The following is a 15261-nucleotide window of genomic DNA, read 5'->3' on the forward strand; positions in this document are numbered from 1 at the left end:
GGGCGCGGGCGCCCGGCGAGGGAATCTGCGGATGCGGAAGGCGGGCGTCATGGGCCAGCGCAACGGGGCGTCGAGGTCGCGGCAGGGGGTGCTGACCGTCGCGGCGGCGCTCGCGCTGGTCGTCGGCTTCGACCCGTCGATGGTGATGCCGCTCGCGCCGTGGCTCGCGGCGGGCGCCGAACCCTCCGCGTCGGGCGAGACGCGCGAGGAGAACCTGCAGGCCGCGTTCGAGCGGCTGCAGCAGTCCGCGCCGGTCGACGGCACCGAGCTCGGCGGCGACTGGGGCGAGCCGGAGGCGCCGGCGTTCGCCGTCGGGCCGACGACGCTGCCCGACGCCGACGAGGAGACGGTGCAGCTCACCGGTGTGAGCGCACTCTCGGCGGCGAACGCCGGGGTGGAGATCGACCTGGGCGGTATGAGCGCGATCGTCGCGCCGGCCGAGGACGGCAGCTCGCCCGATTCGGTCACGGTGCGCGTCGCGGACGTCGCGGGCGCGGCGGATGCCGGGGTGGACGGGCTCCTGCTCGAGATCGAGGATGCGGCGGGCGGAGCCGCCTCGGCGGATGCCTCGGTATCGCTGAAGCTCTCCTACGCGGCGTTCGGCGGGGCCGGCGGCGGCGACTGGGCCTCGCGGCTGCAGTTCCTGCAGCTGCCGGACTGTCCGCCCGAGGCGGCGGAGGCGCCGGAGTGCGCGCCGATTCCGCTGAAGACGGTGAACGACCCGGTGGCCCAGACGATCTCGGCCGAGGTGCCGGTCGTGGGACCCGCGGTCGTCGCGCCGCCGAGCGAGCCCGCGCCGGAGTCGCCGGCCACGGAGGCGCCCAGCACGGAGGCTCCCAGCACCGAGACCCCGGCCACGGACACTCCCGCGCCGGAGGCCCCGGCCACCGACGCGCCCGCCACCGAGACGCCCGAGGCGCCGGCCACCGATGCTCCCGGGAGCGACGCCCCGCCGAGCGAGGCCCCCGACGGCGGCGGCGAGCTCGCCGCCCGCGCGGCAGATCGCGGCGAGGCATCCGCCACCCGGTCCGCGACGCTCTCGACCACGGCAGGGGCCGCACGGCTCGCGGTCGTCGCCGGCGTGTCCGGACCCGGCGGCGACTGGTCGGCGACGAGCCTGTCGCCCACCTCGACGTGGAGCGCCTCCGGCGCGACAGGCGGGTTCGCGTGGTCGTACCCGATGCGGGTGCCCGCGGTGCCGGCCGGTCCGAGCCCGCAGCTCGCGATCGGGTACTCCTCGGCGACCTCCGACGGGCGCGTTCCGTCGGCGAACAACCAGTCCGGCTGGGTCGGCGAAGGCTTCGACGTGCCCGGCGGCTTCGTCGAGCGCGGCTACCGCGCCTGCACGAAGGACGACGGCGGCGCGGCGAACAACGCCGGCCGTGAGGGCGGCGACCTGTGCTGGGGTCCCGAGAACGCGACCCTCGTGTTCAAGGGCGCCGCGGTCGAGCTGATCAAGGGCGCCGGCGGCCGCTGGTTCCCGAAGCAGGACGACGGTACCCGCGTCGAGCTGCTCACCGGCGCGTGGAACGGCGGCGAGGCCAAGGAGTACTGGAAGGTCACCACCGTCGACGGCACCCAGTACTTCTTCGGCCGGGGCAAGCGCTCCGCCGACGACGTCGCGCAGAACTCGGCGTGGACGGTGCCGGTGTACGGCAACCACCCCGCCGACCGCTGCTACCAGGCCGCCTTCGCCGACTCCCGCTGCGATCAGGTCTGGCGCTGGAACCTCGACTACGTCGTCGACGCCTCCGGCAACTCGATGAGCTACTTCTACTCCACCGAGACGAACCGCTACGTCTACGACTACACGGCGAACCCGACGGCGCAGACCGTGGCGTACATCTCGGGCGGCAGCCTCTCGCGCATCGAGTACGGCACCCGCGCGGGCGAGGAGCGCACGGCCCCGGCACCGGCGAAGGTCGAGTTCACGACCGCGCCGCGCTGCGTGCTCGACGTGTCGAATCCCGCGGGGCTGTGCGCCCCGGGCGAGGCGGCGCCGGACTCGAAGACGTGGCCTGACACCCCGACCGACCTCGAGTGCGAGGTCGGTGAGGACTGCCGCACGCCGTCTCCGGTGTTCTTCGACCGGCACCGGCTGGCGAAGATCGCGACGTTCGCGCACGACGGCTCGGGCTACCGCCCGGTGGACTCGTGGGAGCTCGGGCAGCGTTTCGTCGCGCAGGGCGACGGCATCGGCATCGACTACGCGACGGGGGTCATGCTGCGGCTCGAGTCGATCCGGCATACCGGCCACGGCGGCACCGACAGCACGGCCGACGACGTGCAGCTGCCGCCGAACCGCTTCTCGTACACGGCGTTGAAGAACCGGGTGGATGCCGCGAACGACGGCTACCCGGCGATGGAACGCCACCGGATGACGAACGTGCGTACCGAGTCCGGTGCGTCGATCAGCGTCGACTACCGTACGAGCTGCGCGCCGGGCGACGTGCCCGGCACCGGCGAGACGGCGCAGCGCACGAACGACCGGCTGTGCTTCCCGGTGCGCTGGCACCCGGACCGCGAGGCCAACCCCCGCATCGACTACTTCCACAAGTACGTCGTGAACACGATCGTCGAGGACGGCGTGCCGCCGACGGGCGGGTCACCGGGCGAGCTCATCACGGGTTCGCTGTCGGTCACGACCGCGTACGCGTACTCGGGCGGGGCGGGCTGGGCGAAGCCGAGCGGCGCGACGCTGGTTGCCGAGGACCTGACGTATTCGGAGTTCCGTGGCTTCCCGACGGTGACGACGACGGTCGGCACCGGCGACGAGGCATCCGTCTCCCAGGCGAGCTACTACCGGGGCCTCGGCGGCACGCTGACCGCCGGTCCGAGCGGGGCGCGGGTGACGACGGACGACCACGAGCGCTACCGCGGCGAGGTGTTCTCCTCGGTGTCGAAGGACGGCGAACGGCTCGTCTCGGAGCAGGTGACGACGCACGGCGCGCCGGTCGTCGTCGCGACGGGCTCGGGCGGCCGCGAGGCGACCCGGGTGCCCTCGACCACGGTGGACGGCTTCGTCTACGACGCATCCGGCGCGCTCGATCGGCACACGCGGGTGGCGTCGACGTTCGATGCGAACTCGCAGCTGCGCACGGTCGACGACCGGGGTGATCTGGCGCTCGCCGGCGACGACGTGTGCACCACGACGGAGTACGCGCACGACACGATCGCGGCGTTCGCGACGGCGCACCGGGTGGCGCTGCCTGCGAAGAGCGAGCGGGTGTCGGTCGCGTGCGGCCAGGCGGTGTCGCGGCCGGCCGACCTCGTGGGCAGCGAGCGCTTCGAGTACGACGGCGCCGGACGGCTGCTGCGCGCCTTCGCGCTCGATCCGGACGACGCGCAGGGCGCGACGTTCGAGCTGAGGAGCGAGGTGCGCTCCTACGACGAGCGCGGTCGCGCTCTCGTCGTGGCGGATGCGGCGGGGCAGCTCACGACGACCGTGTACCAGCATTCGCCGGGCGGGCTCCTCGCCCGCACCTCGGTGACGACGCCCGATGTCGACGGGCCCGGCCCGCTCGGCGGGGCGACGACGGCGACGGCGCTGAACCCGCTGACGGGCACGGTGTCCTCCTCGACCGACGCGAACGGGCGCATCACGAGCGCCAGCTACGACGCGCTCGGCCGGCGCACCGCGGTGCGGTACCCGCAGCATCCCGCTCCCGGGCCGGCGTCGGTCGTGTACGAGTACACGGTCGCGACGAACGGGCTGAACGCGGTGCTCACCCGCACCCTCGGCGCCGACGGCACGAGCCAGCACGCCGCGGTCGTGCTCTACGACGGGCTGCTGCGCCCGTTCCAGACGCAGGCCGAGGGCACCGACGCCGGGGCGGACGACCGCGCCGCAGCCGCCGCCCGCGGCCGCATGGTGACGCACACGTACTACGACTCCGCGGGCCGGGTGGACTCGACGACGGGCCAGTGGCTCGCCACTGGCGTGCCCGCGGCGAAGGCCCTCGTGCCGATCGCGGTGCCGCCGTCGAGCACGACGTTCGAGTACGACGGTGCGGGGCGCACGACCGACGAGATCTTCTGGGTCGGCACCTCCTCGAACCCGGACTACGAGAAGTGGCGCACCAGCACGGTGTACGACGGCTCACGCACCCTCGTCATCCCGCCGCTGGGTGCCGTGCCCACCGAGTCCCGGGTCGACGCCCGCGGCAAGACGGTGAGCCTCACCCAGTTCGAGCGCGACCCTGAGACGAGCACCGCGACGAGCGCGGCGCAGGTGCGCGCGCTCACGCAGCGGACGACGACGTACGAGTACGACCCCGCGGGGCAGCTCGTGAAGATGACCGACGCCGAGGACAACGTCTGGACCTACGCCTACGACTGGGCCGGTCAGCGCACGGCCGCGAGCGACCCCGACAGCGGCACGACGACGAGCACGTACGACGAGCTCGGCCGGGTCGTGACGACGACGAACGGCGCCGGTGAGACGCTCGCGTACACCTACGACCCGCTCGGACGGCGCACGAGCATGCGCGACGGCTCGGTCACGGGTGCGGTGCGGGCGGAGTGGCAGTACGACCAGTCCGTCGACGAGTCGGGCCGCGCCCTCATCGGGCCAGTGTCCTCGGCGACGCGGGTCACCCCCGCGGGCCTGCGATTCACGAACGAGACCCGCGTGTACGACGCGGCGTACCGTCCGCTCGAGGTCGCAACCGTGCTGCCCGAGGTGGCGCCGTACACGAGCCTGGCAACAACCACGTTCACCACGAGCTACACGTACACCGCCGACGGGCAGCCCGCGCAGACCCGGCTGCCGAGCGTGAGCAAGCAGGGCGTCGCGAAGCCGGTGCTCGGTTCCGAGATCGTCACGACCAACTTCGACGCCGCGTCACGGCCGTCGTGGATGGGCGGCGGCTTCGGCTGGGGCGTGTACGTCGCGGACTCCCGCTACGGCTCGGACGGCCGCCTGCTGTCGACCGATCTGGGCAACACCTTCGGCACGGCGGTGACGTACGACTACGAGGACGGCACGAACCGGCTCGTCGGGGTCGCGCTCGATCGTGAGCGGGTGAACGGCACGGAGCTCGACCTCGAGTACCGGTACGACCCGGCGGGCAATGTCACGGCGATCCTGGACCGGCCGACGAACATCGCCCTGACGGGTGCGGCGAAGCAGGACAACCAGTGCTTCGGCTACGACGGGCTGCGCCGCCTGGACCTGGCATGGACCGCGGCGGATGCGAACTGCGACCGCCCGGCGGATCAGCTCGCCCCGAACCTCGTGGGTGGGGCTGCACCGTATTGGGTGGAGTACGAGTTCGATCCAGTGGGCAACCGCACGGGCAAGTCGGTGCACGCCACGGACGGCACCGCCGGGGTCGTTGAGACGTCGTACACGCACGGTGGCGGTGGTGCCGGGGTGCATGCGGTGACGGGTGCGTCGGTGTCGGTGAATGGTGGTGCCGGGGTGTCGTCGTCGTACGGGTACGACGGGGCGGGCCGGATGGTGTCGCGCACTGAGGCTGGGGTGTCGTCCCAGTTGGGCTGGGATGCGGAGTCCGAGCTGGTGTCGTTGCAGTCGGGCGGGTCTGGTGCGTCTGGGGGGTCTGGTTCGTCGTTCGTGTATTCGGCGGATGGTGACCGGGTGGTGCGTTCGGATGCGTCGGGGGTGACGGTGTATCTGCCCGGTGGGCAGGAAGTATCGATCAGCACCTCGGGTGCGGTGTCGGCGGCCCGGTACTACGGGTTCGCCGGGGCGACGGTCGCGGTCCGCGTGGGTGTTGGCCTTGCTGGGGTGTCGTCGCTCGTGGGTGATGCGCATGGCACGCCGGTCGCGTCGGTGCCGAACACGAAACGCCCGGATGTCACGGCGGTCGACCGGATGTACACGGATCCGTTCGGTGCCGCCCGCGGGACCTCGGGTGCTGCGACGGTTCCGGGGGATCGGCAGTTCCTCGGGCTGACACGGGATGGGTCGGGATTGACGTTGCTCGGCGCCCGCTACTACGACGAGACGCTGGGCCGGTTCCTCAGCGTGGACCCGTTGCTGGACCTCGCGGATCCGCAGCAGTGGAACGGGTACGCATACGCGAACAACAACCCGACGAGCATGAGCGACCCGAGCGGGTTGCGTCCGATCGGGACTACCGACTACGAGAACGACGCTCGCGGGCGGATGGGATCGGGCCATACCGCCGACGACATCATCCTCGCGAACATGAACAAGCTCGCGGAGCAGCTGCCGGTCAATCCCGGCTACGCAGAGTGGGCGTCTCAGTTCAACGGAGAGACCGGGGAATGGGATTGCGAGCCCATGCGGTGCGGTGCAGGCGGCACGTACACGTCAGACGGGTCAGAACTTCACCTGCTCCTGGGCGTTCTCGGTCTGTTCCCGGTCGTCGGGATTCCCGCTGACGTGGCTGACGGCGCGCTCTGTGCGGCCGAGGCTGACTGGGTCTGCGTGGGCCTCAGCCTCGCAGGCATGATCCCGTTCGCGGGCGATGCGCTCGGCAATGGCGGCAAGCTGATCAAGCAGGGCATCGATGCCGCTGCAGCTAGTGGGAAAGCGGCAAACAAGACCGCAGAGGAATTGTTGCTCCCGGGCGGAACCCTCATCGGGAAGGAGGGTTCCAGTCCTCTCATCCGCGAGGTTGCCGGCGGGTTCGCCGAAGCGGAGGCGCTGTTTGATCAGCTCCGAGTGGGGGGCACTATCGTTGAGCAGAATTCCAAGTTGACCAGAGTCGAGCTTCCGAATGACGGAGGATTTGTTCAGCTCCGGACTGAGATGTCGCGTAGTCCGAATTCGGCGGCAACAGTCGACGTGAACATCCCAGGTATAGAGGTTTCGAAAGTGAAGTTCAATCCGTGATGGAAGAATCGGCCGCAACGGAATACGTCGTATCTGCCGTACGTGAAGAGCTTCGCGATGACTACGTAGAGTTCTGGTTGCTTCTACGGATCATTCGGCGATCTTTCCCTGAAGCTGATGAAGCCCGCATTCGGGAACTCACCGAGGTGATTTTGGAGGAGTTACTCGAGGGTGCGGTCATGGGGGACCTCGATGGCGATACTGGTCGTTTCAATCCGTGGCCAGGGAATGATCAATTGAAGACCGTCATGTCTGCATGGCGGTCACTCGGCAGAGAACCGAACATGGGCGATATCGGCTGGCTTGCCGCGCTTCCATTGGACGCATGATCACTTGAGATGACTTCCGAAGTGATGGACGAACACCTTTTACGTTGGTTCAAAGAAGCAGTAGAGACGATGCGTGTCACTAAGAGTTTCTTCGCAACCAATCACGTAGATGAGATCGATGGGCTCCCAGACTCCCCCGATATCAAAACCTTGGCAGCGGTACTAACGCAGCTGGGATCATTGGCTCGCAGCCATGGCGAAGGAATAGTCCCGGTCTTGGTCGTGCCACTCGGTATCTCCGAGGTCCTCGATCCCCACCCGCCCGAGCTGACGGGGATCGCCTTCGGAAGCGAGCCTCCATCGTTCTATCTGATGGAGCCCCGACAATTCTCGCGGTGGTCGAATCGCGAGGAGTACCGGTCCCCATACCTCGCGCATCCCAGAGGACTGTTGATCGAGTACGTCTGCGGAAGATCAATCCAGATGAGGGAGCAAGGCTGGGAGTACGACCGGATGTTGTTCATGAGGACGACTTCCGACGGAATCTCGCGCTTTGACTAACTCGCAGATAGCCTTCCGGCGGTTGATGAATGGGTCGCCTACAGGGGCCGAGGTTCTCCGAGCTGACTGACGCCTTCTCCTCGCGAAACCCGAGCATCGAGCGTTGTCCCCCCCCGGATGATCCGAATTGGGAGCCATGAAGTACCCCATACCCGACGACCCTGCCCGAGCATCGGTGTGGGAGAGCTACGCCGTAGCGCAGGCACTGGCAGCCTCGCTAGGACAAATTCCGGAGCATACCCTCGAATGGCGCCAGTTGTCGCCGCACGATGGTGTGCGTTGGGTCCATTTTTCGCGAGCTGACTGAGGCCGTGCCGACCCAGGCGTGGTTTGGGGACTGGGGGTCGCAGAGACGTAGCAAAAGTTCGCAGATCGGAACTGAGTAGCTCGGAGAGGGGAAGCAACGTGCAAGACGTGCTCGCGGCGCTAGCGTCGCTTCGATTCGGTCTGGTGACCTCGAAGCAGGTCGTCGATGAGGCATCCCTCGCGCTGGTGAGTGGCGGCTCGGCGCTCGATATGGCGTTGGCTTCGCTCTATCCGGATGACTACGAGAGCGTCGATTCGTTGCTGGTCGAGGGGCTGGCGGCGTCGGGCGAGCCTCACTCCGATGATGACGTGTGGTGGGCCTTCATCGGGGAAGTCGCCCGCCGGGTCGACCGCGGCGAGATGGACGTGGAGCGCGGGGGGAGGACGATTCGACGTCACACGATGCTGACCGGGAACTCTGAGCAGTACATCCTCGATCTGAACGGGATTCTGTCGGAGTTGGACGACGGGGACGGCAGCAATCCAGAACCCCTCGAAGCGCTCGTCGCCTTGCTTTGCGAACTGCAAGCGAGAGCTGCGCGGCTTCGAGCCAGCGCAGGACGAGTTGGCGATCGCTGAAGGTGGGCCGGTTGAGTTCAACGAGGCTGCCGAAGTGACCGCGAGTTTACCGGAGCACCTGCGGCGAGGCGCTGAGAACTCGTTCGCGGCGGTTCGGGAGTATGGGGGATTATCCGATCGACGGATGGGCAAGCTAGCGCCGAGCAAAGGGGGTCGGATGGGTGAGGCAGAGCTTCGGCTCCCGCTCGTTGAGCAGGCACTGCTCGAAGCGAGCGAGAGCTACGTCAGCATGGCTGGACTCACGAGAATCGCGAAGTTGCGCACGGAGAGCGATGAAGACGAACTGATGCGCATGATCGCGTTGGGGATCGCCTCTGAGCTCGTCTACTCGGGCTGGGTGAATGTCATTGACCACATTCAAAACCGGGAGATCGCCGGTACCGACCCCGCTGCGATGCACGCGATTTGGTCGTCGACCCGCGGCGCCTCGTTCGAACAGCTCCAATCGGACCCATATCTCGAGTTCCCGCTAACCGTCAGCGGGTGGCAGCGGGCAATTGAAATCGGAGAGCGAGACGGGCAGTGGAAGTACGTGTGGCGCGGGGAACCGTATGTGGGCCCTGGTGGCTGGCGACGCAGGTCCATCTGAAGCCTCACCGTGGGCGGGGGATTCCGCGCTGGCCTCAGGACCATGCCGCAGTCGAAGTCGACCCGAACCTCTCTACAGCTTCAGAAGAAGTTCAAGCACTCGGGCGATTTCGGAGTGACCGGCAACTATTCGACGTCCAACGCGGCCAAGTTCAGTGCAGCAATGCACCAACACATCAACGCTGCGAGGACTCAGCGAATCGTCGGTACATATAGGAATTCACCGGCCGCCCACTATGTGGATCCGAAGACCGGGCTGAACGTAGTCTCAGATCTCGACGGCAACTTCATCACTGGCTTCCGCCTCGGCACGGGTCAGCTTGATGACGTACTTACGACTGGAAGACTTTGGTGATGGAACGCAGAATCGCGATCGGGCTCACTGAAGACGAAGTGCTTGTGCTCTTCGAGTGGCTGCATCGAATCAACGAAAGCCCACAGATCGCGTTCGAGGATCAAGCGGAGCAGCGGGCAGCGTGGGATCTGGAGGCGATGCTGGAGTCCGCGAATCCGGCCCTTTTCGCTGGCGACTACAGGGAACGCTTGCAGGCAGCACGTGATCGCGTCAGGGACACCGAGGGGTGACCCGGGCCAAACTCGAAGTGATTGGGTTCATCCGAACTGACGCCGAGGAACGAGCCGCGGCAGTCGTGTGCACGGCACATCTGCGCGCCGCCCTCCGGCCCCTTCTCGATCACCGCCCGGCCGGCGCGCTCCGCGACTGACGCCCTACGCCAGCTCGGCGATGATCGGGTGGATGGCGTCGTCGAAGGCGGCGGCGTCGCTGCGCAGCGAGTCGGTGACGGCGACGGTCTTGCGGCCGATCCACCAGACGCCGACCTCGGCGAGCGGCAGCACCTCGACGTTGAGCTCGAAGGAGTGCGCGCGGCGGCCGACCTCGCGCTCGTGCTCGGCGATGGTTCCGGCGTACGCGCGGTAGGAGTCGCCGCGGCGCGACTTCGAGGCGGTGCGGTAGCTCTCCTCGGCCCACTCCACCCACGCGAGCGCCGCGCCTGCATGCGGCACCACGGCACGCGCCAGTTCCTCGGCGCCGCTGCGGGGCAGGGCGATGGCCGTGCCGTACGCCTCGACGAGTTCGAGCGGCACGGGCGACGGATGCTCCTCCGGCTCGACGGTCATGTCCCACCACGAGCGCCACTGGCGTTCGAGCCGGCCGTCGTCGGGGGCGCGGCTGCCGACCGCGCCGATGTCGCGCAGTCGGGGCAGCTCGGCGGGCGCCCCGACCGCGAGCACCTCGCGGAGATAGAGCGCGAGCAGGATTCCGCGACCCGCATTCTCACGGATCACCCACGACGGCGTCGCCCCCGCATGCATGACTGAATTCTAGTCGCCCAACCGCCGCTACCCTTGGAGGGTGAGCGCCAACTCGTCCTACGCCGCGGCTGGAGTCGACACCGCCGCCGGCGACCTCGCCGTCGAACTGATGAAGGCGCAGGTCGCCGCCACCCACGGGCCCCTCGTGCTGGGCGGGGTGGGCGGCTTCGCCGGCCTCTTCGACCTCTCCTTCGCGAAGGACTACACCCGGCCGCTGCTGGCGACCTCGACCGACGGCGTCGGCACGAAGATCGCCATCGCCCAGGCGCTCGACAAGCACGACACCATCGGGCAGGACCTCGTCGGCATGGTCGTCGACGACATCGTCGTCGTCGGCGCGAAGCCGCTGTTCATGACCGACTACATCGCGTGCGGCAAGGTCGTGCCCGAGCGCATCGCCACCATCGTCACCGGCATCGCCCGCGCCTGCGCCGACACCGGCACCGCCCTCGTCGGCGGCGAGACCGCCGAGCACCCGGGCCTCATGGGCGCCGACGACTACGACGTCGCGGGCGCCGCGGTCGGCATCGTCGAGGCCGACCGCGCGCTCGGCGCCGAGAAGGTGCGCGACGGCGACGCCGTCATCGCGATCTCCTCGAGCGGCCTGCACTCCAACGGCTTCTCGCTCGTGCGCGCCATCCTCCGCGACGCCGGCATCGGCTACGGCGACCACGCCGCCGAACTCGGCACGAGCTGGGGCGAGGCCCTGCTCGAACCCACCCGCCTCTACTCGGGCCAGCTCGTCGAGCTGCTCGAGGGCGAGCACGGCGACGCGGTGCACGCCCTCTCGCACGTCACCGGCGGCGGACTCGCCGCGAACCTCGCCCGGGTGCTGCCGAAGGGCTCCTACGCCGAGCTCGACCGCACCACCTGGTCGCCGGCCCCCGTGTTCCGGGTGCTGAACGAGCTCGCCGGCACCACGCTCGAATCGACCGAAGGCACCTGGAACCTCGGCGTCGGCTTCTTCGCCGTCGTCGCCGAGCAGGCGGCCGACGCGGTCGTCGCCGAGCTCGACCGGCTGGGCCTGCCGTCCTGGCGGCTCGGCACCGTCGCCCACGGCACGCCCCCGGGCGACGGCTGGGAGCAGGGCGCCAAGGGCGTCGACGGCGGCGCGGTGCGCCTCGTGGGCGGCTACGCGAGCTGAGACCGACATGGCCACCGCGTACTCGATCGGACTCATCGGCACCACGCCGGCCGAGCACGTGCGGGCCCTCGCGCCGCGCATCGAACGGCTCGGCTTCCACGCCCTCTGGCTGAACGACGTGCCCGGCGGCGACTCGCTCGCCGGCCTCCGCGAAGCGGCCGCGGTCACGAGCGGGCTCGGCCTCGCGACGGGCGTCATCCCGCTCGACCGCCGGCCCGCGGCCTCTCTCGACCTCGACGGCCTGCCCGCCGAGCGCACCCTCGTCGGCATCGGCTCGGGGCGCGCGGAAAAGCCACTTGGGCTCGTGCGCGACGGCCTCGCCGAGCTCCGCGCCCGCACGCCCGCCTCGCTCGCGGTCGGCGCGCTCGGCCCGAAGATGCGCGAGCTCGCCGCGCACGAGGCCGACGCCGTGCTGCTGAACTGGCTCACCCCCGACGCCGGGGCCGCCGCTCGCGACGAGCTGCACCGGCAGGCCGCCGGCCGCGAGGTGCGCGCCGTGCTCTACGCCCGCACCATCGTCGAGCCGGCCGCCCGCCCGCCGCTCGAAGAGGAGTCCGCGCGCTACCAGTCGTTCCCCGCCTACGCGGCGAACTTCGCCCGACTCGGCTTCGGCGCCCTCGACACGACCATCGCGGATGCCGAGCGGCTCGCCGCCTACGACGGCTACGTCGACGAGCTCGTGCTGCGCGCGATCACCCCGAGCGGGTCCCTCGACGAGCTCGAACGCTTCGTCGAGCGCACCGCGGAGTGGCTGCCGACACCATGAGAGTGCTCGTGACCGGCGCGACCGGCTACCTCGGGGGACGGCTCGTCCCGAGGCTGCTCGCGGCCGGCCACGAGGTGCGGCTCATCGCGAGGCATCCCTCGCGGCTCGCCGAGGCCCCCTGGGCCGGCGACGTCGAGATCGTCGAGGGCGACCTCACCGACCGCCGGGCGGTCGACGACGCGATGACCGGCGTCGATGCCGCGTACTGGCTCGTGCACTCCATGGGCGCGCCCGGCGACTTCGAGGCCAGCGAGCGCGCCATGACCGAGCAGTTCGCCGCCTCGGCGCGCGAACACGGCGTGCGCCGCATCGTCTACCTCGGCGGCCTGCACCCGCCGGGCGTGCCGCTGTCGCGCCACCTGCGCTCGCGGGCCGAGGTCGGCGAGATCCTGCTGCGCTCGGGCGTGCCGACGATCGTGCTGCAGGCGGGCGTCGTGATCGGCTCCGGCTCGACCTCCTTCGAGATGATCCGTCACCTCACCGAGGTGCTGCCCTACATGCCCGCGCCGCGCTGGGTGCGCTCCTTCATCCAGCCGATCGCGGTGCGCGACGTGCTGCACTACCTCATCGGGGCGCTCGACGCGCCGCCCGAGGTGAACCGCGCCTTCGACATCGGCGGGCCCGACGTGCTGCGCTACGGGCAGCTCATGAACGGCTACGCGGTCGAGGCGGGCCTGCCGCAACGGCCCATCGCCGCACTGCCCGTGCTGACCCCGTGGCTCGCGGGGCAGTGGGTGAACCTCGTCACGCCCATCCCGCGCCGGCTCGCCGTGCCCATCATCGAGTCGCTGCAGTACGACTGCGTCATGCACGACCACGACATCGACGAGGTCATCCCGCCGCCCGCCGAGGGCCTGCTGCCCTACCGTACCGCCGTGCGCCTCGCCCTCGAACGGGAGCGCGCGGGCGAGGTCGAGACGAGCTGGCGCAACGCCGCCGCCCCCGGCGCGCCGAGCGACCCGCTGCCGAGCGACCCGGACTGGGCGGGCCACACCGTCTACACCGACGAGCGCACCCGCGCCTGCGCGGCCCCCGCCGCCGAGCTGTGGCGCGTCATCGAGGGCGTCGGCGGCGAGAACGGCTGGTACTCGTTCCCGCTCGCCTGGGCGGTGCGCGGCTGGATCGACAAGCTCGTCGGCGGCGTCGGCCTCGTGCGCGGCCGGCGCGACCCGCACGAGCTGCACGAGGGCGAGGTCGTCGACTTCTGGCGGGTCGAGTCGCTGGAGCGCGGGCGTTCGCTGCGGCTGCGTGCCGAGATGCGGGTGCCGGGTCGCGCGTGGCTCGAGCTCTCGTCGGAGGAGGCGCCCGGCGGCGGCTCCCGCTACCACCAGCGCGCCGTGTACTTCCCGAAGGGGCTCGCCGGCCGGCTGTACTGGTGGGCCATCCTGCCCTTCCACGGCATCATCTTCGCCGGCATGGCGAACCGTATCACCGCCGAGGCCGAGGCCGGCGCGCGCGAGCACGCGGGAGCGGGCTCGTGACCACGGTCGTCTGGTTCCGCGACGACCTGCGGATCGCCGACCACCCCGCGCTCGCGGCCGCCGCCGACGACCCGGGCGGCGTCGTCTGCGTGTACGTGCTCGACGAGGCATCCGCCGGCATCCGCCCGCTCGGCGGTGCGGCCCGCTGGTGGCTGCACCACTCGCTCACCGCGCTCGCCGCCTCCCTCGCCGAGCTCGGCGCGAGCCTCGTGCTGCGCCGCGGCCCGGCCGGCGAGGAGGTGCCGCGCGTCGTCGCCGAGGCGGGCGCCGACCGCGTGCTCTGGAACCGCCGCTACGGCGGCGCGGAACGCGAGGTGGATGCCGCACTGAAACGTGAGCTGCGCGAGGCGGGCCTGGCCGCCGACTCCCTGCCGGGCGGTCTGCTGCACGAGCCGTGGACGATCACCACGAAGGAGGGCGGCCCGTACCGCATCTACTCGCCGTTCTGGCGGGCGTGCCTCGCCGCCCCGCCGCCCGCGCGGCCCCTCGACGCGCCCGACTCGCTCCGCGACGCGGCAGGCGAGGTGCGCTCCGACCGCCTCGACGACTGGGAGCTGCTGCCCACCCGCCCCGACTGGGCCGGCGGGCTCGCCGAGACCTGGCAGCCGGGGGAGGCCGCCGCCCTCGATCGGCTCGAGACCTTCCTCGACGAGCGCGTCGACGACTACGCCGACGACCGCGACGTGCCCTCGATCGACGCCACCTCGAACCTCTCGCCGCACCTGCGCTGGGGCGAGCTCAGCCCGCGCACCGTGTGGCACCGCGCCACCGAGCCCGGCCGCGCCTCCGCCGCGTTCCTCGGCGAGCTCGGTTGGCGCGAGTTCGCCTGGCACACCCTGTTCCACGCCCCGGATCTCGCCGAGCGCAACCTCGACCGCCGCTTCGACGCCTTCGAGTGGGCCGAGCCCGACGCGGAGCTCGTCGGCGCGTGGCAGCGCGGCGAGACCGGCTTCCCGCTCGTCGACGCCGGCATGCGCGAGCTCTGGCGCACCGGGGCCATGCACAACCGGGTGCGGATGGTGACCGCCTCGTTCCTCACCAAGAACCTGCTCACCGACTGGCGCGTCGGCGAACGCTGGTTCTGGGACACCCTCGTCGACGCCGACCAGGCGAGCAACCCGTTCAACTGGCAGTGGGTGGCGGGGTGCGGGGCCGACGCCGCGCCCTACTTCCGCGTCTTCAATCCGCTGCTGCAGGAGAAGAAGTTCGACCCCGAGGGCCGCTACGTCGGCCGCTGGGCGCCCGACAGCGCCGGCCGGATGCCGATCGTCGAGCTGCCGTTCACACGGGAGCGCGCGCTCGCCGCGTACGCCCGCATCCGCGGGAACTGAGCGGCCCGAGCAGGCCGGGCGGCCCGAGCGGGCGCAGCGAGCGCCTCGGCGCGGGGTCCGGATCCACCCGAGCTGGGG

At 70.4% G+C, this 15261-nt stretch carries 12 protein-coding genes; 11 read left to right on the top strand and 1 reads right to left on the bottom strand.

Features of this window, described 5'->3' with window-relative positions; genetic code table 11:
* The first annotated feature begins 49 nt into the window (after positions 1-49).
* The 7 genes from QSJ60_RS04135 (at position 50) to QSJ60_RS04165 (ending at position 9711) form a co-directional block, all read left to right on the top strand.
* Positions 50-6823 (top strand): RHS repeat-associated core domain-containing protein, encoded by a 6774-nt coding sequence (locus tag QSJ60_RS04135; RefSeq protein ID WP_285462716.1) that lies wholly within the window; start codon positions 50-52, stop codon positions 6821-6823.
* Complete coding sequence (locus QSJ60_RS04140; RefSeq protein WP_285462717.1) at positions 6820-7152, top strand: hypothetical protein; 333 nt, start codon at positions 6820-6822, stop codon at positions 7150-7152. Before QSJ60_RS04135 ends, QSJ60_RS04140 begins: the two co-directional genes overlap by 4 nt.
* 9 nt (positions 7153-7161) lie before the next feature.
* Positions 7162-7653, top strand: a complete 492-nt coding sequence (locus QSJ60_RS04145; RefSeq protein ID WP_285462718.1) for a hypothetical protein — start codon at positions 7162-7164, stop codon at positions 7651-7653.
* Positions 7654-8058: 405 nt separating this feature from the next.
* A complete protein-coding gene (locus QSJ60_RS04150; protein WP_285462719.1) occupies positions 8059-8538 on the top strand; it encodes a hypothetical protein in 480 nt (159 codons plus the stop codon).
* Between the two features lie 157 nt (positions 8539-8695).
* Positions 8696-9127, top strand: coding sequence for a hypothetical protein (locus QSJ60_RS04155; RefSeq protein WP_285462720.1), 432 nt, complete (start codon positions 8696-8698; stop codon positions 9125-9127).
* A 42-nt stretch (positions 9128-9169) separates the two neighbouring features.
* A complete protein-coding gene (locus QSJ60_RS04160; protein ID WP_285462721.1) occupies positions 9170-9481 on the top strand; it encodes a colicin D domain-containing protein in 312 nt (103 codons plus the stop codon).
* A complete protein-coding gene (locus QSJ60_RS04165; protein WP_285462722.1) occupies positions 9481-9711 on the top strand; it encodes a hypothetical protein in 231 nt (76 codons plus the stop codon). The genes QSJ60_RS04160 and QSJ60_RS04165 overlap by 1 nt, the downstream gene beginning before the upstream one ends.
* 144 nt (positions 9712-9855) lie before the next feature.
* Here the strand turns inward: QSJ60_RS04165 and QSJ60_RS04170 are convergent, their stop codons facing one another.
* Positions 9856-10461, bottom strand: a complete 606-nt coding sequence (locus tag QSJ60_RS04170; protein WP_285462723.1) for a zinc-binding alcohol dehydrogenase — start codon at positions 10459-10461, stop codon at positions 9856-9858.
* Positions 10462-10501: 40 nt separating this feature from the next.
* On the opposite strand from QSJ60_RS04170, the gene purM reads away from it, so the two are divergent.
* From purM to QSJ60_RS04190, 4 genes are read left to right on the top strand one after another with little or no spacing between them, the layout of a single operon-like run.
* Positions 10502-11605, top strand: a complete 1104-nt coding sequence (gene purM / locus QSJ60_RS04175; RefSeq protein ID WP_285462724.1) for a phosphoribosylformylglycinamidine cyclo-ligase — start codon at positions 10502-10504, stop codon at positions 11603-11605.
* A 7-nt stretch (positions 11606-11612) separates the two neighbouring features.
* Positions 11613-12371: an LLM class flavin-dependent oxidoreductase gene (locus QSJ60_RS04180; RefSeq protein WP_285462725.1), complete on the top strand. Its 759-nt coding sequence runs from the start codon at positions 11613-11615 to the stop codon at positions 12369-12371.
* Positions 12368-13852 carry an SDR family oxidoreductase gene (locus tag QSJ60_RS04185; protein WP_285462726.1) on the top strand — a complete coding sequence of 495 codons (1485 nt, stop codon included), beginning with the start codon at positions 12368-12370 and terminating at the stop codon, positions 13850-13852. Before QSJ60_RS04180 ends, QSJ60_RS04185 begins: the two co-directional genes overlap by 4 nt.
* Complete coding sequence (locus tag QSJ60_RS04190) at positions 13849-15183, top strand: cryptochrome/photolyase family protein (RefSeq protein WP_285462727.1); 1335 nt, start codon at positions 13849-13851, stop codon at positions 15181-15183. The genes QSJ60_RS04185 and QSJ60_RS04190 overlap by 4 nt, the downstream gene beginning before the upstream one ends.
* Positions 15184-15261: the final 78 nt, after the last annotated feature.

Source organism: Agromyces sp. NBRC 114283 (genome assembly GCF_030268405.1).
Taxonomy (GTDB): domain Bacteria; phylum Actinomycetota; class Actinomycetes; order Actinomycetales; family Microbacteriaceae; genus Agromyces; species Agromyces mediolanus.